This is a genomic window from Cupriavidus sp. MP-37 (assembly GCF_020618415.1).
Taxonomy (GTDB): Bacteria; Pseudomonadota; Gammaproteobacteria; order Burkholderiales; family Burkholderiaceae; genus Cupriavidus.
Genome location: NZ_CP085345.1, coordinates 487,543 through 506,194 on the forward strand (window position 1 = coordinate 487,543; position 18,652 = coordinate 506,194).

Sequence of the window (18,652 nt, forward strand, 5' to 3'; positions counted from 1 at the left end):
GTGGCGGCCCTGTAGTGTTCGGTGGCCGGCGCCAGGCCGGCCGGCTCTCAGGCGATGGCGCCGTCGGTGTAGGGATCGACCTTGCCCACGCGCGCACCGTCGGTGTACGGGTCGAAGCTGCGGGCCGGTTCGGCCGACACACCGCTGCGGTCCAGGCCGGCTACCGTGCGGGCACCGTCGGTGTACGGGTCAGCCTTGCCGACGCGCGCCCCGTCGGTGTACGGGTCGAAGCTGCGGGCCGGCTGGGCCGACACGCCGCTGCGATCCAGGCCGGCTACCGTGCGGGCGCCGTCGGTGTACGGATCCGCCTTGCCGACGCGGGCGCCATCGGTGAACGGATCGACCTTGCCGCTGCGGTAGTTGTAGCCGTAGCTGTCGGCCGGCACCGTGGCTGCAATCGTGCGCGCGCCGTCGGTGTACGGGTCAGGCTTGCCGACGCGGGCGCCTTCGGTGAACGGGTCGAACTTGCCGCTGCGCGCGCCCTCCGTGAACGGGTCGAACTTGCCGGTGCGGGCACCGTCGGTAAAGGCATCGGCGTTGCCGACGCGATAGCTGTAGCCGTACTTGTCGCCGGCGTTGGCATTCACGCTGGCGGCCTGCGCGACACCACCGGCGAACGCGGCGGCAAGGGTGGCGGCGGTGATCAGGGTCTTGGCGGTCTTGGTCATGATGGGCTCCTGGGTGCGATGGTTCGGGATCGCGTCAATTCGGTATCAGTGGCTGTTGCAGTCTTCTTCCGATTCCGTATCTATCAGTAGATAGATAACCAGTCTCAAAAAAATGACCGCTTCCGGTCGTGCAATGGGACCGCCGTGTGCCGCCTGGTCTTGCTTGTTGGTGGCGGTGCAGCGCTTCCATGGACTTGATACTATCTACTACTAGGTAGAGAGTCAAGGAAAAACATTTCTATCGGGGCGATAGTCGTTCCCGATGAAGCCTTAAGTCCCTGTTTGAATAGGCTTTCCCTATCGGTGTGGCAATGCCTCGGGGAAACAAAAAAACCGCCATGCGGCTTGCGCCACACGGCGGCTTCAGACGCGCCACTGATATCGCGCGCAAACTCAGCCGGATACGGCCGCCATCAGGGTATCGGCGGCGGCTTCAACGCGGTCCGACGTGCCGAACAGGCGAGCCGCGATCAGCCCGCTCTGCAGCGAGCCGAATACCACCTGTGCCAGCCGCGCCGGCGGTACCGGGAAAGGCGTGCTGCGATGGGGCTGGGCCCGCTCCAGCAGCCCGGCCAGCCATTGCTCGTTCAGCAGGAAAAAGCCCTGCAGCATCTTGTGGACCGATTCGGGCAGGCATAGCGTCTCGGTCGACAGCATGCCGCACAGGCAGATCTGGTCCGAGCCGCAGCTGGCGCGGAATGGTGCCAGATAAATGGCGGCCTGCTCGGTGACCGGCAGGCTGGTGTCGATCGCGTTGATGCGCTCGGCCAGGCGGGCGCTGTATTCCTTCACCGCTTCCTGGACCAGGTCTTCCTTGGTCGGAAAGTAATAGTGGATGCTGGAGGTCTTCACGCCCACCAGTTCCGCGAGGTCGCGGTAGCTGAAGCCGTTGAAGCCGCGCCGGCGGATCAGGATCAGGGTGTGCTCGAGCAATTGCTCGCGTACGGATTGGGTCTTCATGCAAGCAGTTTATCTACGCGAAGATAGACGCTCAAGTTGAAATGCCCCGAGGCTGGGGTAATTCCCTAGCCTCGGGGCACTGTGCACTACATGGGCGTTAGCCAGGCAGGACCTGCGCGGCGAAGGTAATCATCGAGCCACTCGTCACGCAAAGTACCACCCATCCGCCAAGCAACAGGATGCTGTCACGCAAACTCATGATGGACTCCATCGGACGGCGGCCACGGGCCGCCATCGTAAGTTGTGGGCCGCCGGCCGGTGCCGGCAGCAATCAGGCCAGGGCGCCGTCGGTATAGGGGTCAGCCTTGCCGACGCGCGCGCCGTCCGTGTACGGGTCGAAGCTGCGGGCCGGCTCGGCGGAGACGCCGCTGCGGTCCAGGCCAGCCACGGTACGGAAGCCGTCCGTGTACGGGTCGGTCTTGCCGACGCGTGCGCCTTCGGTGAACGGATCGAACTTGCCGCTGCGCGCGCCTTCGGTGAACGGGTCGAACTTGCCGGTGCGGGCACCGTCGGTGAAGGCATCGGCGTTGCCGACGCGGTAGCTGTAGCCGTACTTGTCGCCGGCGTTGTCCTGCACGCTGGCAGCCTGCGCGACACCGCCGACGAGCGCGGCGGCAAGGGTGGCGGCGGTAATCAGGGTCTTGGCGGTCTTGGTCATGATGGGCTCCTGGGTGCGATGGTTCGGCATCGCGTCAAATTCGGTGTGACTATCATTGGGTCGCTTTTCAGGCTCGCATCTACTAGTAGATAGATTTCCGAGCCTGAAAAAATGACCGTTCAGGTCATGCAATGGAATCGCCACATTTCCGTGCCTTCTTGCTTCCGTTGGCAGTGCAGCGGTGCCATGGACTGAATGCTATCTACTGGTAGGTAGATAGTCAAGGAAAAAGATTTCTATCGAAGCGATAGCCGCCCTGCGCTCGCCAGGGAAAAGCGCTTCCGAATGAACAATTCTTCATTTGCAGAGCCCGGCCTGCTAGCCTGAATAAGATGAGTCCTGATCCCCGCCCTCCTTCCCAAACCGCGCGTCACCGCTGGCTGGCTGCGGCAGCAGGCATGGCCGTGGCCGCTGGGGTGGCGCGACATCTGCTGTTTCGTGCGCTGGAGCGCAAAGCCTTTGTCACGCCAACGGATGAGACAAGCCGCGCGCAACCACCTGACAATTCCGCCCCTAAGGTGCGGCACGCCACCTTCGCCAGCGGCGACCGCATCCTGCACGCGGCCTTCATGCCGGTGGCAGACCCCGAAGCACCGGCCCTGATGGTGTGCCACGGCGACAACGAATGCCTGCCGGACTGGGCACCAGTGCAGGCGATGCTGGCCGATGCGGGCATCGCCTCCTACGTGTTCGATTACAGCGGCTATGGGCGCAGCACCGGACGGCCAAGCGTGCGTCGGCTGCGGCAGGATGCACTGGCCGCCTACCGGCAGTTCATCGCCGCCACGCCGCAATCGAAACGGCGCGTGGTGCTGGGACATTCGCTGGGCTCAGGCATCCTGCTGGATGTGGCGCGGCGTTTCGAGCCGCAGCCGGATGGCTATGTGATAGCCGCGGGCTTCAGCTCGGCGCGGCTGGCTGCGGTGCAGACCGGGCGCATCCCCGCATGGGCTGCGTGGCTGCTGCCGGATCCGTGGAACAACGCAGCGCGTGCGGGCAAGCTGGAACGGCCGCTGCTGGTGGTGCACAGCCGTGACGACGTGGTCATCGTGCCGCCCCACGCGGAACGCGTGGCAAGCGCTGCCAGGCATCTGCATGCGCTGGTCATGCACGAGGCCATGCCACACGATGCGGCCATATTGCCCGAGCATATCGAGACTTTCTGGCCGCCGATCCTGCGCTTCATGCACGCGCAGGCGACTGGTCCGGAAGCGCCATCGCAGCAAGCACGCGATGCCGCTCCCATCAATGGCCGATCACATGGCCGATTAATCTAACGTAGAGTCCCGCAAGCGGCAATCATCCTTGTGGGCGAGGCGCCACGGCCAAGTGTCCGAGGGACGCTTTCGCGATTTCTTGTCTATATTTGTCCTCATGGCGAAAGCCCGCAAACTCGCTGTTGACAGCACTGGAGGTACTGCCATGCGTTGGCTTGCAAACTTGTTCAGTCCACCGACCCCGGAAAAAATCGCCGAAAGGGAACTGCAAGACATGAGGCTGACGCTATTCCAGGCCGAACGGCGCTTGCTCGAGGCACAGATGCAGGTCGCCTACTACCGCGACATGGTGGCGTTCCTGGAGGATGTCGCGGCCAAGGGCGTGGAAGACGTGGTCGACAAGCGCCGCGCCACGCCGCCGGCCATGCCCGAATTGCCGGCACGCACGCCCGGCCTGACCACGGTGCCGATCGTTCCGTCCGCAGCCTGAAGCAGACCCCATGCCGCGGCACGTGCCAGCGCACGCGGCAAGGCAGGTCCGGACCTGTGCGATACTCGCGCTGCCTGACGCCCACATGGCGCAGGCAGACCACCCACAGGAACCGGCCCCATGAGCGAACTGCTGCCCGCGATCGAAATTGAAACCGCGCCCAATCCCGGCTGCGCCGTCATCTGGATGCACGGACTGGGCGCCGATGGCAGTGACTTCGCCCCGGTGGTGCCCGAGTTGCGGCTGCCGGCCTCGCCCGGCGTGCGCTTTATCTTTCCGCATGCCCCGGCGATCCCGGTGACCTGCAATGGCGGCTATGTCATGCCGGCCTGGTATGACATCGTTTCCCTCGATCAGGCAGGCCGGCGCGCCGACGAAGCGGGCATCCGCGCTTCCTGCGATGCCATCCGCGCGCTGATCGCACGGGAGAATGCACGCGGCATCCCGAGCGGGCGCATCGTGCTGGCAGGCTTCTCGCAGGGCGGCGCCATCGCCTACACCACCGGACTGACCCACGCTGAGCCGCTCGCCGGCATCGTCGCACTGTCCACCTACATGCCCGCACCGTCGACGCTCGCTGCCGAAGTAAATCCGGCCAACGCCGCCACGGCGGTGTTCGCCGCCCATGGCACGCAGGACGAAGTCGTGCCGCTGGCGCTCGGCGTGGCCGCCCGCGATTTCGTGCAGGCGCGGCAGCATCCGGTGACGTGGCACACCTATCCGATGGGCCATTCGGTGTGCCTGGAAGAGATTGCCGATATCGGCGCCTGGCTGGCTGCGCGCTTTGCGCAGGCCGGCACGGCGTCCGCCTGATCCCGTTCGCCAAGACTACGGCCGGCCCGCTGCGCCGGTCCGCACCAAGCTGCAAGCATGACCCTCGCCCCACCCCGCCGGATCGATTTCAATACCCGCAAGGCGCTGCTGTTCGCGCTGGCCGCGGAACGCCTGTCGGCCTACTACGAACACCGCAAGTGGATGACCGACGCCCAGGGCGCCACGCTGGCCGGCGAATGGCTGTCGCGCTCGAAGCTGCAGTTGCCGCTGTCGGAGCGGCGCCTGCTGTCCGAGCTGAGCGACCAGTTTGCGCGCCAGCTCGCCGAGACCCTGTCGCGTGAAGCCGGCCTCTACGCCGCGCACGAAATGATGGAAGCGCTCGACCCCAACTACCAGTCCGCGTTCGCCTACGACATGCTCGAGGAATGCGAGCGGCTGCTGCACGAGCACGGCGTCACGGAATAAGGACGACCGTCGCGGCCCCGCAAGGCGGCTGCGTTTGCAAAGGTTGACAATCGCCCGGCGTACGCGCGCTTAAACTTCGCGCACTGATGACGCCCCACTGTCCGCCACCATGGAACGCAAGCACTGCCTGGCCTGGATTGCGCTGAGCATGATCACAGCAGCCTTGCTGACGCTGCTGTGCCTGATACTGAATGACCACGCCGAAACGCAGGCGCAGAAGCGCGTCGAGCAAATGGCTGTCCGCGTCAGGCCGGCAGGCACGCTGATTGAGGCAAATACCCCCTCGCCGTCGCCGCAACGGCTGCAGCCGGCCCCGCACGCCGAGCGGCTGCAGCAGGCCAGCGCCCGCTGAGGCAGCGGCAGGCGCGCCCCGGCCCGCACTTCAGAACGACGACCAGGTAGTTAAGAAGGATTGCGATGCGGGCTGGAGCGCGGGCTTGAGTGTAGACCCGCGCTCTCCCGGCAACTGCAAAGAATTGACAACGCGCTGGTCCGTGCGGTCATGCATCCTGCGCGGGCCATGGCAGCCCTGCCAGCGCTGCCAGCGCCTGGTAAGACGTCGCCAGGTGATAGGGCGAGGTCGACGGCATCTCCGCGCGCACCACGTCGCCGGTCGGCGCCAGGCACTCATGCCAACCCTGCGCCGACAGGAAACGGCCGCGGAATTGCCCGACCCAGTCAGCCAGCGCGGCCAGCGACTGCGCCGACCCTTCCACGGCCAGCGCGCGCGCGAACTCCGTCTGTGCCCAGATGCGCTCGGTGCCGTCGATGCGTGCGCCACCCGCATCCAGCGCGGCGCACACACCCAACGTGCCCGCGGCCACGCCATGCTGCTGCGCGAAGGCAAAGGCGCGGCGCAGGTCGTCCGACAGCGGCAGGTCGCCAAACAACGCCGGCCTTGCTGCCACCAGCGAAAACCACTCGAACTGGTGCCCGGGCTCGATGCGGTTGTCCGCGCTGCCTTGCGGCAGCTCCGCGACGCAGCCGCTGGCGGCGTCGACAAAGCGTTCATGCACCGCCATCGCGATCTCGCGCAGCCGTTCCGCGTACCACTCGTCGCCGGTGGCATCGAGCGCGGCCAGGTAGGCCTCGGTCAGGTGCATGACCGGGTTCTGCAGCACGCCAGCCCCCTTGGGCCGGAAGTGCTCGGTCAGCGCGGCGTGGTACAGGCCCTGTCCGTCGGCGAAGCGGTCTTCGACGATATCGACGGTTTCATCGAGCACCTCCAGCGCATCCTCGTTGCCGAAGCGCGCGTAATACGCGGCGCAGGCGAAGATCACGAAGGCATGGGTGTAGAGGTCGCGGGTGCTGTCGAGCGGCGCACCGGCCGGGTCGACGCTGTAGATCCACGCGCCCTCGCCATTGCCGAAATAGGCCTGCAGCGAGCCGAACAGCGTATCGGCGTGCGCCTGCTGCCCCGCCAGCGAGAACACGTACAGCTGGCGCGCGCACGCCATGGCGCGATAGCGCGACGGCGGCAGCGGCGCGGCGCTGCCGCCGTCGAGCGCTTCATAGGGCAGCAACAGGTCGGGATTCCAGCCGGAGGCGGTCCACAGCGGCAGCACGACGGTGTCGTAGTGCGCCGTCAGGGCGGCGATCCGTTGGTTGAGCTCGGGCGAGAGGGGCATGTTCAGGCGACAAGATCCGGCGCGGCAGCTGCCGCAAAGGCCGTATCTTGCCACGGCGCGCCCGTAATGCCTCATGGCATTTACCGCGCACACTTGCTAGCATCAATGCGCCAACCTGCGAACGGGAGACACTCATGTCGACCTTGCCTCTCACGCTGACCGACAATCATCGCACCCTGGTGCTCCATGTCCTCGAAGACGGACCGGGCCAGTTCACCTGGCGCATCGTCATGGAAGAACGGTGCGGCGCTGCCGACGAGGACTGCACGGTCGCGGCACCAGGCACCTACCGCTCGTATGCCGAAGCCGAAGCCGCATGCTGGGCCGCCGGCAACGGCATCCTCAACGGCCCACGCGCCGCAGGCGAACTGCGCATCACCTGATACCCGCAAAATTTCGCGATCCACTTGCACTACGCGCCGCGTGAGCTAGTCTGGAAGCGTGGCAGTGGCAACGCGGGCGATGCATTGCCCGCGATTCTTCGTTCCGGCCACGTCCCGGGCACGCGCTGCTGCCCGGTGCGCTTTTCTGCCACCTGCCTGTCATCTTCCTGGCCTTTACTGCCCTGGTCGCCATGCCGCCCCAAGAAATGGGTACGGTGGCCAAGGCCGCAGGAGCATGCAATGGACAAGCCGGTCGTCACGCCCCAGCGCTTCGTTGAATTGATGAACGAACGCCTCACCAAGCACCCGCTGTTCCGCGAGGGCATGCGGGTCTACGCCATTCCGCAGCACAGCGATCATCCGCGCAGCCTGGTCTGCGTGGGACCGCGCGGCACCGAATGCGTATGCGCCACCATCGAGAGCATCGTGCGCGGCGAATGCGAGGTGTTCCCCGACATCGGCCCGGACTGGCACCAACCGCCCCGGACCGCAACGCCGCCCGAGGTGCGGGCGCGCTAAGCGGACGCGGCGCCGTATGGCGCCGCTTGCATTTCAGACGTCGATCGCCGAATCCGACTTCACCTTGCGGCGCAGCTCGAACTTCTGGATCTTGCCGGTGGAGGTCTTGGGCAAGGGCCCGAAGTAGACCGCCTTGGGCACCTTGAAGCCCGCCAGCAGCGTGCGGCAATGCGCGATCAGTTCTTCTGCGCTGACGCTGGCACCGTCCTTCAGCTCGACAAAGGCGCACGGCGTCTCGCCCCACTTGGCATCGGGCTGCGCCACCACCGCCGCGGCCAGCACCGCGGGATGCCGGTAGAGCGCGTCTTCCACTTCCACGCTCGAGATGTTCTCGCCGCCGGAAATGATGATGTCCTTGCTGCGGTCCTTGATCTTGATGTAGCCGTCGGGCATGCAAACGCCCAGGTCACCGGTATGGAACCAGCCGCCGGCGAAGGCCTCGCGCGTGGCCTTCTCGTTCTTCAGGTAGCCCTTCATGCAGATGTTGCCGCGGAACATGATCTCGCCGATGGTCTCGCCATCGGCCGGCACCGGCTGCATGGAATCGGGATCGAGCACCGCCACCTGCGACTGCAGGTGGTAGCGCACGCCCTGGCGCGCCTTCTTGACCGCGCGGTCCTGCTCGGACAGCGTGCTCCAGTCGTCCTGCTCGGCGCAGACCGCGGCCGGGCCATAGACCTCGGTCAGCCCGTAGACATGGGTCAGCTCGAAGCCCATCGCCTCCATCTGCGCCAGCACCGCGGCCGGCGGCGGCGCGCCGGCCACCATGCCGCGCACCGGCCCGCGCACGCCTTCCCGCCACGCCGCGGGGGCATTGACCAGCGCGGTATGCACGATTGGCGCGGCGCAGTAGTGGGTCACGCCCTCTTCACGCATCAGGTCGAACACCAGCTTGGGCTCGAACTTGCGCAGGCACACGTTGACGCCCGCGCGCGCCGCCACCGTCCAGGGGAAGCACCAGCCGTTGCAATGGAACATCGGCAGTGTCCACAGATAGACCGGGTGCTTGGGCAGGTCCCACTCCAGGATATTCGAGATGGCATTGATGGCCGCGCCGCGGTGATGGTAGACCACGCCCTTGGGGTCGCCGGTGGTGCCCGAGGTGTAGTTCAGCGCGATCGCATCCCACTCGTCGGCGGGCATTTGCCAGGCGTATGCCGGATCGCCGCCGGCGAGGAAGGCTTCGTAGTCGGTGTCGCCGAACGGCGCCGACTGCGGACCCAGCACGTCGTGCACGGCAACCACCTTCAGTCCCGGCAGTTCCAGCGCCATCTGCCGCGCCAGGTCGGCGAACTCGGTATCGGCCAGCAGCACGCGCGCTTCGCCATGGCGCAGCATGAACAGCAGATTGGCGGCGTCGAGGCGGATATTCAGCGCATTGAGCACGGCTCCGGCCATCGGCACGCCGAAATGCGCTTCGACCATGGCCGGCGTATTGGGCAGCAGCGCGGCCACGGTATCGCCCTTGCCGATGCCGGCGCGTGCCAGCGCGCTGGCCAGGCGCCGTGCGCGCGCATAAGTGTCGCGCCAGTTCTGGCGCAGCGGCCCATGCACGATGGCCAGGCGGTCGCCATACACCTCGGCGGCGCGCACCAGGAAATCAATGGGGGTAAGCGGCACGAAATTGGCTGCGTTGCGGGCCAGGCCGCTGTCGAAATCGGTTGGCATTGCTAGTGTCTCCGCCTTATCGGGGTCATTCCGGGGTCATTCCGGGGTCATTCCGGGTCGTTCGGGCGCTGTCGATGTGGCGCCTTGCGGCGCTGTCACTTTTTCTTGCACAAGGCTATCATCGCACACGCCGGCGCACTGTCGTCGAGACGACAAACCTGCCGCAAACCCGCGCCAGGCAAGGCTTACACGATTCTTACAGGATGCGGCGCAGTGCGCCCGTCCATGCCATGAGCGAACCCGCAGACCCCACTTCCCTCCCTGTGCTGGCCCCCGCCGCGGTGCTGGCCGGCCATGCCTGGTTCGGCGAACTCGCCCCGGCACACCAGTCTCTTGCCGCGCGCGAAACCCTGCTGCAGTCCTTTGCCGCGGGCAGCTTTATCGCCCGGCGCGGCGAGCCCTCGCGCCACTGGATCGGCGTGGACAGCGGCCTGATCAAGCTGGCGGTGTACACGCCCGATGGCCGCGGCTGCACCTTCTCGGGTGTGCCTGCCGGCGGCTGGTGCGGCGAAGGCAGCGTGATCAAGCGCGAACACCGCCGCTATGACGTGATCGCGATCCGCGACTCGCAGGTGCTGCTGGTGCCCGAACCGGTCTTCAACACCCTGCTGGCGCAGAGCCTGCCGTTCGCCAGCTTTGTGGTGCGCCAGCTCAACGAACGCATGGGCCAGTTCATCGCCACCGTGCAGAACGATCGCCTGCTGGGCGCCGATGCGCGCGTGGCGCAAGCCATCGCACAGCTGTTCCATCCCGACCTGTATCCGCGCACCAGCCCGGTACTGGAACTGTCGCAGGAGGAGATCGGCCTGCTTACCGGGCTCTCGCGCCAGCGCGTCAACCAGGCGCTGCGGCGGCTGGCGGATGCGGGCATGGTGCACTTGTCGTATCAAAGCATCCGCGTGACCGACCTGCCACGGCTGCGCCACTTCGGGATATCGGACCTGTAACGCCGCAGACGCCGGCGGCTGCGCTGGCTTCTAACGCGCTGGCCGTGGCCTTGCGCTGGCCACGGAATCCTGCGACAGTTACCCGCCGCAACGCCGCCAGCTTCCGGGTCGTCTTCCGCATGCCGCTTGTCAGCCGTCACCACCTCCGCTTTGCCCGCCTGCGCTTTCCCTTTGCCGTCCATGTGCAAGCCCTGCACGGCACCGCCAGCCTGCGCGACGCCAATGCGCGGCGTGAAGTCCGGCCCGGCGACCCGTTCGTGGTGCACGCCTTCGCCCACTTCGACTGCGACCTGCCGGGCACCTGGCAGCAACCCTGCGCCATCGTCCTGACCGCCGTACCGGACAGCGACTGTCCCCGCCTGGCCGGCAAGCCCGCGGATCGTCCGTGGTCGCGCCAGTTCGCCGGCCTGGTCTTTTCCCGCCCCGAGACCGACTGGAACGCCGAGCGCCTGGCCGCGCAATGGCAAGTGCCGGCGCGCCTGGTCCGCGCACGGCTCTTTGCCGAAGGCGAGGCGCTGCATCCGCTGCTGCGCGAGCAACGCGCCGCACATGCGCTGCACGCGCTGGCCGGCGCAGGCGGCCTGGTGCCCGCGCTGGACCGGTTGGCCATGCATGCGGGCCTGCGTTCGGCCAACGCGCTGGCGCGCGCCTGGCACGACTGGTTCGGCATCGATGCCGAGCGGCTGGTTGAAGATTGCCGCGGTGGTCGCCGGGCGCTTGCAGAACGGCCAACGTGGCCGGGGCTGGCCCAGGCGGCAGCCTGATTCGCTTTCTTTTCCTTGGCGGCAAGCCATCCGCCACGCCTCGCGCGCTTTGTCAATCACCTCAACGCGGGTTGGGCAGGTCGACGCCTTTCCCGCAAAATCGCGCCCGCAGGGCGGGTCAGCCTCCCTGTGGGCGGGGTCCTGCATGAGCCAGTGTTCCACCACGCAGCGCCCGGCCATAACAAAAACCACAGAAAACAACACAGGGATGAAAACAAAACATCTGTTTTTGACGGGTCTGGCGGCGGCCGTACTGACGGCCTGCGGAGGCGGCGGCGGAGACTCGGCGCCTGCCACGGCGCCCGCCGCCACGAAGATCAGCGGCACCGCGGCCGTGGGCGCCGCGTTGGGCGGTGCCACGGTCCAGGCCAAGTGCGCCTCGGGCAGCGGCACGGCCACCACCGCCGCCGATGGCACCTTCACGCTCAGCATCGACGGCGCCACGCGACCGTGCGTGCTCAGCGTCAAGACGCCTGACGGCACCACGCTGCATTCGGTGGTCGAGGCCGGTACCGGCACCACCGCCGTGGCCAACATCACCCCGCTGACCGAACTGGTGACCGCATCGCTGGCACAGGGTAGCACCACGGCCTTCTTCGATCAGTTCGACGCCGCCGCGCAGGCCAAGCTGACTTCCGGCAACCTGACCAGCGCCACAGAGTCGGTTCGTCTGGTGCTGACCGGCGTGGTGGACCTGACCAGCGTCGACCCGCTCAAGGATCCGCTGGTGGCCGCCAACGGCGCCAACGCCGGCAATGCCCAGGACAAGCTGCTGGACCAGCTCGGCGATCGCCTGGAAGCGTCGAAGACCACGCTGGGCGAGCTGTCTTCGGCAGTGGGTTCCAATGCCGGTGCGGCGGCGATCCAGACCGCGCTGCAGCCGGCGGCGTCGAGCTGCGCGGGACTGAAGACGGGCAAATACCATGTAATCGGACTGGGCTCCGCAGCGGCGGAAGCCGGCGACCTCGACGCCGCCGCCCTCAAGCTGCAGGTCGGCAACGAGACCGTCCCCTTCACCGCCGTTGCCAACGATGCCTGCCGCTTCACCGTGCCGGGCGCGAACGGGACCACCAACACCGTGATGGTCGCCAAATCGGGCATCGCACTGGCCGTGCCGCCTGCGGGCCCGATGAGTGATCTGCCCACCCTGCTGGTGCCCGCACAGTCCGTTGCCCTGGCCGACCTGGCAGGCGACTGGAACGGTCTCGGCATGGAGCGTGACAACAGCGGAACGCCCTACGCATCGCGCCGCGTGACCTTCAGCATCGATGCCGCGGGCAAGCTGACCAAGGGTGCCGACTGCTCCGGCGTGAACACCTGCGAGGCATGGCTGCCTGAAGAACTGCCGACGCTCAGCGCCAACGCCGACGGCAGCTTCAAGATCAGCGACAGCTTCGGCTCGCAGCTTGCCTATGCCTTCAAGGGCACCGACGGCCAGGTGACAGTCGTGATCACGCACGACGATGGCTTCATGATCGCCGCCAAGCAGGTGGTGCGCCCCCTGCCGGCGGTGGGCACGACCAACTCGTACTGGGACTCGGTCTTGTTTTCCGGCATCACGCCCACGCTGGACGGCCCTACCGCGTTGTCGAACGAGGTCACCTCGGTGGATACACAAACCGGCACCTACACCCGCAAGCGCCTGCAAGACAGCCGTTTGGACAGCTGGAAGATAAACAGCCCGGCAATTGGCCTGCGCTACCGTGCAGCCACCATCGGAGCTCCCGAGATGATCACGCTGGTCCCGGGCAATACCGGCCTGAGCGTGGGGATCTCCGTTGCCGGTTCGTACTACGATATCTCGGTCAACCGTCCTTAACTTCGGCACAAGGTGCGCGTTTGGGTGCCTTGCACCTGAACCGAACCAAGCCGGCGCCGCCATGCGGTGCCGGCTTTTTTTATTCTCGCCGGCAAAAAAATACCCACAGCCGGGTGGTAGTGGGTAACAAAGTGGTGCGGGCACGTCGCGGAACTGCCCACGGCTCGCATCTTTGCATCGACATTCCAGCCCGCCAATAATCTTTCCGGACTAGTTGCGCCCCCACAGCGGTTGCATGGACAAGCGCCCGCGATTCTTGTTCAATGGATCGCCCCTCGCGCCCCCCTTCCTTCAATGCCCCACGCCCGCCTGCTGCTGATCGACGACCATACCTTGTTCCGCACCGGGCTGCGCCTGGTGCTGGCCGACAGCCCGAGCGTGGCTCATATCATAGAGGCCGGTTCGGTCATGCAGGCGGTGCAGGACCACGGCGGCGCGGCGGTCGACATCGTGCTGCTCGACATCCAGATGCCGGGCCTGAACGGCATCGAGGGCGTCAAGGTATTGCGCCGGCATTTCCCGGCGGCACGGATCCTGATCGTGTCGGGCACGTCGGGGCTGGAAACCATCCCGGCCGAGGTGCGGCGCGAGATCGCAGGCTTCCTGCCCAAATCCGCCGACGCGAACGAGATCGAGGAAGCCATTGCATGCTGCCTGGCCGGCGGCACGCATTTTTCCGGCGAGGCCAATGCCGGCGCACCGTCCCAGGCGTCCTACGCTGCCAGCACGCTCACACCGCGCCAGCTCGAGGTGCTGCATCAGCTGACGCTGGGCCGCTCGAACAAGGTCATTGCCCACCATATGGGCCTGTCCGAGAACACCGTGCGCGTCCATGTCGCGGCCATCCTCGATCATCTCGGCGTGGTCAGCCGCGTCGAAGCCATCCTCGAAGCCCAGCGGCGCGGCCTGGTGCAGGCGGTGCGATGACGGCGCAGACCACAGCCCCAGCCGTTCCCGCGCGCGCGCGGCTGCGCTGGCTGCCCCGCTACGATGCGCCACGCATTCTGGCGGCGCAGATGAGCCTGATCGACCAAAGCTTCGGTTGCGCGATGGCAGGCAGTTCGCTGGCAGCGATCTTCCTGGCGGCGGGCCTGGTCCTGAACTGGAACCGCCCCGGCGCCCTGCCCTGGGCCGCCGCGATGGTGCTGGCTTGCGCCGTGGCGTACTTCGGGCGGCTGCGGCTGCCCGGGCGGCTCACCGAAGCCGGTGCGGCGAGCTATGCGCGCGGCATGACCGCCATGCTGATGCTGATCGGCGCGCTGTGGGGACTGGTGGCATGGCTATACCTGGACGTACGCATGCCGGCCGTGGTGATCTGCATCCTCTCGCTGATCGCCGGCATGAGCGCGGCGGCGCTCGCGGTATTCTCGGCATGCCTGCCCGTGGCGATCGGTTTCTTCGTGCCGGCAATCGTGCCGGTCTGGATCGCGTTCTTGGCTACCGGCGATATCGAATTCCTGCCGATGTTCCTGGCCACGCCGCTGTACCTGTGCGTGCTGCTGGTGTTTGCGCGCAACTATGCGCGCGTGGCGCGGCAATCGATCGCGCTGCGCTTCGAGAACGTCGAACTGATCTCGCAGCTGCGCGAGCAAACCGCGCGCGCCGAGGCCGCGCAGCACGCGGCCGAAGAAGCCAACCGGGCCAAATCGGTGTTCCTGGCCTCCGCCAGCCATGACCTGCGCCAGCCGCTGCACGCGATGGGCCTGTTCCTGGTATCGCTGGGCCGCACCAGCCTCGACGAACGCCAGCGCCAGTTGCTGGCGCATATCGAAGCCTCTTCCGGCGCCGCGCGCGAGATGCTGAACTCGCTGCTTGACTTTTCCAAGCTCGAGGCCGGCGTGATCACGCCACGCGCGCGCGCGTTCCGCCTGCAGCCGCTGCTGCACAAGCTGGAGAACGAGTTCGCGCCGCAGGCCGAAGCGCGCGGGCTGGTGTATCGCACGCGCGATACGACGGTGACCCTCCATGGCGACCCCACGCTGGTCGAACTGGTGCTGCGCAATCTGATTGCCAACGCCATCCGCTATACGCAACGCGGCGGCGTGCTGGTGGCCTGCCGCCAGCGCGGCGCGCGCGCGACGATCGAAGTCTGGGACACCGGCATCGGCATCCCCGCCGCCCAGCACCGCGACATCTTTCGGGAATTCCACCAGCTGGGCAATCCCGAACGCGATCAGCGCAAGGGGCTCGGGTTGGGACTGGCCATCGTCGAAGGCTTGGCGCGCACCATGCAGACGCGCGTGACGCTCGCGTCCTGCCCCGGGCGTGGCTCAGTGTTTCGCTTCGGCATGCCGCAGGCCCGGGAATCGCCCGAAGAGAGCTCGCGCCCGCCGGCGCGCGCACTCGACGGGCTGCGCGTGCTGGTGATCGATGATGACGAAGCCATCCGCAGCGCGATGTCCGAATTGCTGTCGGCTTGGCGCTGCGAGTGCCGCACGGTCGAATCGGAAGAACAGGCACTGGCAGCGCTGGCGGAATTCACGCCCAAGCTGGTGCTTGCCGATTACCGCCTGCGCGGACACCGCACCGGCCAGCAGGCGCTGGACGCGATCCGGCAGCGGCTGGGCCGCCACGTGCCGGCCATCATCATCACGGGGGATACCGCGGCCGACCGCCTGCGCACCGCGCACGCAACCGGTACCGCATTGCTGCACAAACCGGTGGTACCGCAGGAATTGCAGGCGGCCATCGACACCCTGCTGCGCGAGTTCCCGGCACAGGTCAGCGGCGCGGCGGACCGCCAGGCGGCGGTCACGCAATGAACTACGCCCCGGTCACGCCGGGGTCAGGGCCATCAGCCGCCCGAATGCAGCGGCGACAGCGAATAGGCCAGCACCAGTCCCGCCACGATCGCCGGAGAACCCAGGCGGATCGCCGTGCTGCGGGACAGCACGCCCAGATACACATACAAACACACCAGCACCATCGCAGTCACATACAGCAGGCTGTCATAGACTTGCATGGACGTCTCCCTTGCCATTGTTCTTATTGCTTTACTTCGGTGGGCTGCCGACGGGGCAAGATGCGTGGGGTGTTGCGGAACTGCGTGGGGGGCGCTCCGTCGACAGCATGCTATGGCGGTCTGTTCAAAGGATAGTCACCACTTCGACGGAGCGTGGCAATTATGGAAATCCCTTTGCGGCGCTGCACCAGCGCGGCAAAGGTCAGATCAATCGGCCGGCAGCATCTCGGGGTTCCAGGCGATTTCCCACAGATGTCCGTCCGGATCGTGGAAGTAGCCGGCGTATCCGCCCCAGAAGGTGTCCTGTGCCGGCTTGACCACGTTCGCCCCCGCGGCCAGTGCCTGCGCCATCACCGCATCCACCTCAGCCTTGTCGGCGACGTTGTGGGCCAGCGAGAAATCGGTCAGCGCGCGCGCCGTAACCTGCAGTCCGGCATCATGCGCGAGGCTGGCGCGCGGCCAGAGCGCCAGCTTGAGGCCAGCCTGCAGGTCAAAGAACGCCACGGCGCCGTGCTCGAACTGTTCGCCGACAATGCCGGCGGTAGGCAAGCCAAGTCCGTCGCGATAGAAGCGCACCGCGCGCTGCAAGTCGTCGACGCCCAGCGTAATCAGGGTAATCCGCGGTTTTATGGCAGTTCCTTACATGATGGGCTGGCAACCTAGCGCTGTCCAAACGCCGCGCCGGCGAACAGATCCTTCAGTTCGCGCGGCTGCGAGCGCCAGTATTGCTTTGGCGCCTGCACGCTCGCACCCAGCCGGGCCGCCGCATGCCAGGGCCAGCGCGGGTCATACAGCATCGCACGGGCCAGCGACACCGCGTCGGCTTCCTGGTTGGCGATGATGGCTTCGGCCTGCTCTGGTTCGGTGATCAGACCGACTGCAATCGTCGGCAGGCCTACCTCTGCCTTCACGCGCTGCGCGTAGGGCACCTGATAGCCTGGCCCAAGCTTGATGGCCTGTTGCGGGGACACGCCGCCCGTCGTCACATGGATCGCCGCGCAGCCGCGGGCCTTCAGCGCCTGCGACAGCGCCACCGTTCCCTCGATATCCCATCCTCCCGGCACCCAGTCCGTTGCCGAAATGCGCATCCACACCGGCCGCTGCGCCGGGAACGCGTCGCGCACCGCATCGAACACCTCGATCGGGAAGCGCATGCGGTTCTCCAGGCTGCCGCCGTATTCGTCGTCGCGATGGTTGGCCAGCGGCGACAGGAACTGATGCAGCAGGTAGCCGTGCGCCGCGTGGATCTCGATGCCATCGAGCCCGAGCCGTGCCGCGCGCCTGGCCGCAGCGACAAAGTCATCGCGCACCTTGTCCATGCCTGCGCGATCCAGCGCAACGGGCGCGACTTCCGTAGCGCCGTGCGGCACCGCAGAAGGTGCCACCGTATGCCAGCCACCGGCTGCATCGGGGGCAATCTGCTGGCCGCCATCCCACGGCGCCTGGCTCGACGCCTTGCGGCCGGCGTGCCCCAGCTGGATCGAGATCGCAATCGGCGAATGCGCGCGCATCGCGTTGATCACGCGGCCCAGCGCCGCCTCATTATCGTCGGAATACAAGCCCAGGTCATGCGGCGTGATCCGCCCTTCCGCAGAAACCGCCGTAGCCTCCACGATCAGCATGCCCGCGCCCGACAGCGCCAGCGAACCCAGATGGATCATGTGCCAGTCCCCGGCATTGCCGTCCTGCGCGGAATACTGGCACATCGGCGCGATGGTGATGCGGTTGGCGAGGGTGAGGCCGCCGATCGCGAGCGGCTCGAACAGTTGGCTCATGTGTAGTGCTCCTTGCGGGAATCTTGCTGGCCTGGCAGGCAAGAAGCCTGATTTTAGGCCGATGCGGGGGTGGCTGCAGGCAGTGGCTTACGATCGCCAGCGGTCAGGGTCGCGGGTGGATGTGGCCTTGTAACCGCGGTGGAAAGAATCAGCGCAAGCTCGTGGCGTGAAGCGCCCACTTCGCGCATTGTGATGCTCTCTTCAGTTCGTAATGCCCTTTGTTCGTCCGAAAGGCCCGGTGACCTCGCGGCGAGGCGCGAGTTGGGCATCCGGTCCTTTCAAGGGATAGTCCGGGTGCCATAACGCGTACATGGTGACGAACACTCTGACTTCCCCGTTTCTCAAAAAATGGACAGCAACGTCCCCCATTTTGTCGTAGCGCGGCACGGGTACTATGCGTTCCTGATAATTTTGGTCGTACTCATCTGTCCAACCTACTGTCGCGGTTAGTCCGGGCTTCCATGGGTCCGGGACAGAAACGCAGCAGGCGAATTTTCCGCCGCCTTCATGGGCAGCAACAAAGCTACCTCCACGACCATTCACAGTGAAGTGACCAATATCCCGCGCGGTATGGTTGTATCCAACGACATTGACACCGATGTCTTGCGAGCCGCAGGCGGCAAGTATTGAGATCGTCAGGCCCAAGCCTAGGGTACGCCATTTTCGCGCGAACAAAATATTTGAAAACCTTGGCGGCATGGATCCTAGCCAAAAAAGCGAAATCTATTTTCGAAAATAGCTAACAGAAAATAGCCTCATTGGCTTCCCCTTAAAAACGGAGATGGAAATGGGTATCGCACATGACCAATATATACGTCATCTATAACCCTAACCTCTTCGTGAGGAAAAAAATGCACCGCGCAATGACCCGTCGACCCATAATATGGAATTTTTATGACTTTACTTTTCCAAAACTCATTCGATCGATCATCTTTCCCGTCTTGCCTTCATGCAG

The 18,652-nt window shown here is 66.0% G+C and carries 22 protein-coding genes; 12 read left to right on the top strand and 10 right to left on the bottom strand.

What is annotated here, in order from left to right; all coding sequences use genetic code 11:
• Window positions 1–47: 47 nt before the first annotated feature.
• The 3 genes from LIN44_RS18730 to LIN44_RS18740 all read right to left on the bottom strand — a co-directional run bounded on the left by LIN44_RS18730 (window position 48) and on the right by LIN44_RS18740 (window position 2,286).
• Window positions 48–668 carry a copper resistance protein CopQ gene (locus tag LIN44_RS18730; RefSeq protein ID WP_227315763.1) on the bottom strand — a complete coding sequence of 207 codons (621 nt, stop codon included), beginning with the start codon at window positions 666–668 and terminating at the stop codon, window positions 48–50.
• Between the two features lie 393 nt (window positions 669–1,061).
• The gene (locus tag LIN44_RS18735) at window positions 1,062–1,628 is read right to left on the bottom strand and encodes a TetR/AcrR family transcriptional regulator (RefSeq protein WP_012355888.1); all 567 of its coding nucleotides are present in this window, start codon (window positions 1,626–1,628) and stop codon (window positions 1,062–1,064) included.
• Between the two features lie 271 nt (window positions 1,629–1,899).
• Complete coding sequence (locus tag LIN44_RS18740; protein ID WP_227315764.1) at window positions 1,900–2,286, bottom strand: hypothetical protein; 387 nt, start codon at window positions 2,284–2,286, stop codon at window positions 1,900–1,902.
• A gap of 332 nt (window positions 2,287–2,618) precedes the next feature.
• Between LIN44_RS18740 and LIN44_RS18745 the strand changes: the two genes are divergently transcribed.
• The 5 genes from LIN44_RS18745 (at window position 2,619) to LIN44_RS18765 (ending at window position 5,584) form a co-directional block, all read left to right on the top strand.
• Window positions 2,619–3,563 (top strand): alpha/beta hydrolase, encoded by a 945-nt coding sequence (locus LIN44_RS18745; protein WP_227315765.1) that lies wholly within the window; start codon window positions 2,619–2,621, stop codon window positions 3,561–3,563.
• Window positions 3,564–3,708: 145 nt separating this feature from the next.
• On the top strand, window positions 3,709–3,993 hold the full coding sequence (locus tag LIN44_RS18750; RefSeq protein WP_010812500.1) for a hypothetical protein: 285 nt from the start codon (window positions 3,709–3,711) through the stop codon (window positions 3,991–3,993).
• A gap of 120 nt (window positions 3,994–4,113) precedes the next feature.
• The gene (locus tag LIN44_RS18755) at window positions 4,114–4,806 is read left to right on the top strand and encodes an alpha/beta hydrolase (protein WP_227315766.1); all 693 of its coding nucleotides are present in this window, start codon (window positions 4,114–4,116) and stop codon (window positions 4,804–4,806) included.
• A 57-nt stretch (window positions 4,807–4,863) separates the two neighbouring features.
• The gene (locus tag LIN44_RS18760; protein WP_062803234.1) at window positions 4,864–5,232 is read left to right on the top strand and encodes a hypothetical protein; all 369 of its coding nucleotides are present in this window, start codon (window positions 4,864–4,866) and stop codon (window positions 5,230–5,232) included.
• 148 nt (window positions 5,233–5,380) lie between these two features.
• Entirely contained in the window at window positions 5,381–5,584 is a 204-nt protein-coding gene (locus LIN44_RS18765) for a hypothetical protein (protein WP_227315767.1), read from the top strand.
• Between the two features lie 148 nt (window positions 5,585–5,732).
• On the opposite strand, the gene LIN44_RS18770 is transcribed toward LIN44_RS18765, so the two are convergent.
• Window positions 5,733–6,860 carry an AGE family epimerase/isomerase gene (locus LIN44_RS18770; RefSeq protein WP_227315769.1) on the bottom strand — a complete coding sequence of 376 codons (1,128 nt, stop codon included), beginning with the start codon at window positions 6,858–6,860 and terminating at the stop codon, window positions 5,733–5,735.
• Between the two features lie 134 nt (window positions 6,861–6,994).
• Between LIN44_RS18770 and LIN44_RS18775 the strand changes: the two genes are divergently transcribed.
• Window positions 6,995–7,243: a hypothetical protein gene (locus LIN44_RS18775; protein WP_092312527.1), complete on the top strand. Its 249-nt coding sequence runs from the start codon at window positions 6,995–6,997 to the stop codon at window positions 7,241–7,243.
• Between the two features lie 240 nt (window positions 7,244–7,483).
• Window positions 7,484–7,762 (top strand): hypothetical protein, encoded by a 279-nt coding sequence (locus LIN44_RS18780; protein WP_062803237.1) that lies wholly within the window; start codon window positions 7,484–7,486, stop codon window positions 7,760–7,762.
• A gap of 33 nt (window positions 7,763–7,795) precedes the next feature.
• Here LIN44_RS18780 and LIN44_RS18785 read toward each other — a convergent pair whose 3' ends face one another.
• On the bottom strand, window positions 7,796–9,430 hold the full coding sequence (locus LIN44_RS18785; protein ID WP_227315770.1) for an acyl-CoA synthetase: 1,635 nt from the start codon (window positions 9,428–9,430) through the stop codon (window positions 7,796–7,798).
• Between the two features lie 230 nt (window positions 9,431–9,660).
• Here LIN44_RS18785 and LIN44_RS18790 point away from each other — a divergent pair, with 230 nt between their 5' ends.
• The 5 genes from LIN44_RS18790 (at window position 9,661) to LIN44_RS18810 (ending at window position 15,722) form a co-directional block, all read left to right on the top strand.
• Window positions 9,661–10,377 carry a Crp/Fnr family transcriptional regulator gene (locus LIN44_RS18790; RefSeq protein ID WP_227315771.1) on the top strand — a complete coding sequence of 239 codons (717 nt, stop codon included), beginning with the start codon at window positions 9,661–9,663 and terminating at the stop codon, window positions 10,375–10,377.
• Window positions 10,378–10,496: 119 nt separating this feature from the next.
• Window positions 10,497–11,141 (top strand): AraC family transcriptional regulator, encoded by a 645-nt coding sequence (locus tag LIN44_RS18795; RefSeq protein ID WP_227315772.1) that lies wholly within the window; start codon window positions 10,497–10,499, stop codon window positions 11,139–11,141.
• A 208-nt stretch (window positions 11,142–11,349) separates the two neighbouring features.
• A complete protein-coding gene (locus LIN44_RS18800) occupies window positions 11,350–12,960 on the top strand; it encodes a hypothetical protein (protein WP_227316363.1) in 1,611 nt (536 codons plus the stop codon).
• A gap of 294 nt (window positions 12,961–13,254) precedes the next feature.
• The gene (locus tag LIN44_RS18805; protein WP_227315773.1) at window positions 13,255–13,887 is read left to right on the top strand and encodes a response regulator transcription factor; all 633 of its coding nucleotides are present in this window, start codon (window positions 13,255–13,257) and stop codon (window positions 13,885–13,887) included.
• Window positions 13,884–15,722, top strand: coding sequence for a hybrid sensor histidine kinase/response regulator (locus tag LIN44_RS18810; protein WP_227315774.1), 1,839 nt, complete (start codon window positions 13,884–13,886; stop codon window positions 15,720–15,722). Before LIN44_RS18805 ends, LIN44_RS18810 begins: the two co-directional genes overlap by 4 nt.
• 32 nt (window positions 15,723–15,754) lie before the next feature.
• Here the strand turns inward: LIN44_RS18810 and LIN44_RS18815 are convergent, their stop codons facing one another.
• From LIN44_RS18815 to LIN44_RS27650, 5 genes are all read right to left on the bottom strand, one after another.
• Window positions 15,755–15,922, bottom strand: coding sequence for a hypothetical protein (locus tag LIN44_RS18815; RefSeq protein ID WP_010812488.1), 168 nt, complete (start codon window positions 15,920–15,922; stop codon window positions 15,755–15,757).
• A 207-nt stretch (window positions 15,923–16,129) separates the two neighbouring features.
• Window positions 16,130–16,552 (bottom strand): VOC family protein, encoded by a 423-nt coding sequence (locus LIN44_RS18820; protein ID WP_227316364.1) that lies wholly within the window; start codon window positions 16,550–16,552, stop codon window positions 16,130–16,132.
• A 29-nt stretch (window positions 16,553–16,581) separates the two neighbouring features.
• On the bottom strand, window positions 16,582–17,697 hold the full coding sequence (locus LIN44_RS18825) for an NADH:flavin oxidoreductase/NADH oxidase (protein ID WP_227315775.1): 1,116 nt from the start codon (window positions 17,695–17,697) through the stop codon (window positions 16,582–16,584).
• Window positions 17,698–17,898: 201 nt separating this feature from the next.
• On the bottom strand, window positions 17,899–18,342 hold the full coding sequence (locus LIN44_RS18830; RefSeq protein ID WP_227315776.1) for a DUF3304 domain-containing protein: 444 nt from the start codon (window positions 18,340–18,342) through the stop codon (window positions 17,899–17,901).
• A gap of 110 nt (window positions 18,343–18,452) precedes the next feature.
• Entirely contained in the window at window positions 18,453–18,593 is a 141-nt protein-coding gene (locus LIN44_RS27650; RefSeq protein ID WP_370641747.1) for a hypothetical protein, read from the bottom strand.
• Between the last annotated feature and the right edge of the window lie 59 nt (window positions 18,594–18,652).

What these genes read in the sequence shown, in the direction of transcription:
- LIN44_RS18730 (WP_227315763.1), bottom strand. Translation starts at nt 668, where the DNA reads ATGACCAAGACCGCCAAGACCCTGATCACCGCCGCCACCCTTGCCGCC.
- LIN44_RS18735 (WP_012355888.1), bottom strand. Translation starts at nt 1,628, where the DNA reads ATGAAGACCCAATCCGTACGCGAGCAATTGCTCGAGCACACCCTGATC.
- LIN44_RS18740 (WP_227315764.1), bottom strand. Translation starts at nt 2,286, where the DNA reads ATGACCAAGACCGCCAAGACCCTGATTACCGCCGCCACCCTTGCCGCC.
- LIN44_RS18745 (WP_227315765.1), top strand. Translation starts at nt 2,619, where the DNA reads ATGAGTCCTGATCCCCGCCCTCCTTCCCAAACCGCGCGTCACCGCTGG.
- LIN44_RS18750 (WP_010812500.1), top strand. Translation starts at nt 3,709, where the DNA reads ATGCGTTGGCTTGCAAACTTGTTCAGTCCACCGACCCCGGAAAAAATC.
- LIN44_RS18755 (WP_227315766.1), top strand. Translation starts at nt 4,114, where the DNA reads ATGAGCGAACTGCTGCCCGCGATCGAAATTGAAACCGCGCCCAATCCC.
- LIN44_RS18760 (WP_062803234.1), top strand. Translation starts at nt 4,864, where the DNA reads ATGACCCTCGCCCCACCCCGCCGGATCGATTTCAATACCCGCAAGGCG.
- LIN44_RS18765 (WP_227315767.1), top strand. Translation starts at nt 5,381, where the DNA reads ATGATCACAGCAGCCTTGCTGACGCTGCTGTGCCTGATACTGAATGAC.
- LIN44_RS18770 (WP_227315769.1), bottom strand. Translation starts at nt 6,860, where the DNA reads ATGCCCCTCTCGCCCGAGCTCAACCAACGGATCGCCGCCCTGACGGCG.
- LIN44_RS18775 (WP_092312527.1), top strand. Translation starts at nt 6,995, where the DNA reads ATGTCGACCTTGCCTCTCACGCTGACCGACAATCATCGCACCCTGGTG.
- LIN44_RS18780 (WP_062803237.1), top strand. Translation starts at nt 7,484, where the DNA reads ATGGACAAGCCGGTCGTCACGCCCCAGCGCTTCGTTGAATTGATGAAC.
- LIN44_RS18785 (WP_227315770.1), bottom strand. Translation starts at nt 9,430, where the DNA reads ATGCCAACCGATTTCGACAGCGGCCTGGCCCGCAACGCAGCCAATTTC.
- LIN44_RS18790 (WP_227315771.1), top strand. Translation starts at nt 9,661, where the DNA reads ATGAGCGAACCCGCAGACCCCACTTCCCTCCCTGTGCTGGCCCCCGCC.
- LIN44_RS18795 (WP_227315772.1), top strand. Translation starts at nt 10,497, where the DNA reads ATGCCGCTTGTCAGCCGTCACCACCTCCGCTTTGCCCGCCTGCGCTTT.
- LIN44_RS18800 (WP_227316363.1), top strand. Translation starts at nt 11,350, where the DNA reads ATGAAAACAAAACATCTGTTTTTGACGGGTCTGGCGGCGGCCGTACTG.
- LIN44_RS18805 (WP_227315773.1), top strand. Translation starts at nt 13,255, where the DNA reads ATGCCCCACGCCCGCCTGCTGCTGATCGACGACCATACCTTGTTCCGC.
- LIN44_RS18810 (WP_227315774.1), top strand. Translation starts at nt 13,884, where the DNA reads ATGACGGCGCAGACCACAGCCCCAGCCGTTCCCGCGCGCGCGCGGCTG.
- LIN44_RS18815 (WP_010812488.1), bottom strand. Translation starts at nt 15,922, where the DNA reads ATGCAAGTCTATGACAGCCTGCTGTATGTGACTGCGATGGTGCTGGTG.
- LIN44_RS18825 (WP_227315775.1), bottom strand. Translation starts at nt 17,697, where the DNA reads ATGAGCCAACTGTTCGAGCCGCTCGCGATCGGCGGCCTCACCCTCGCC.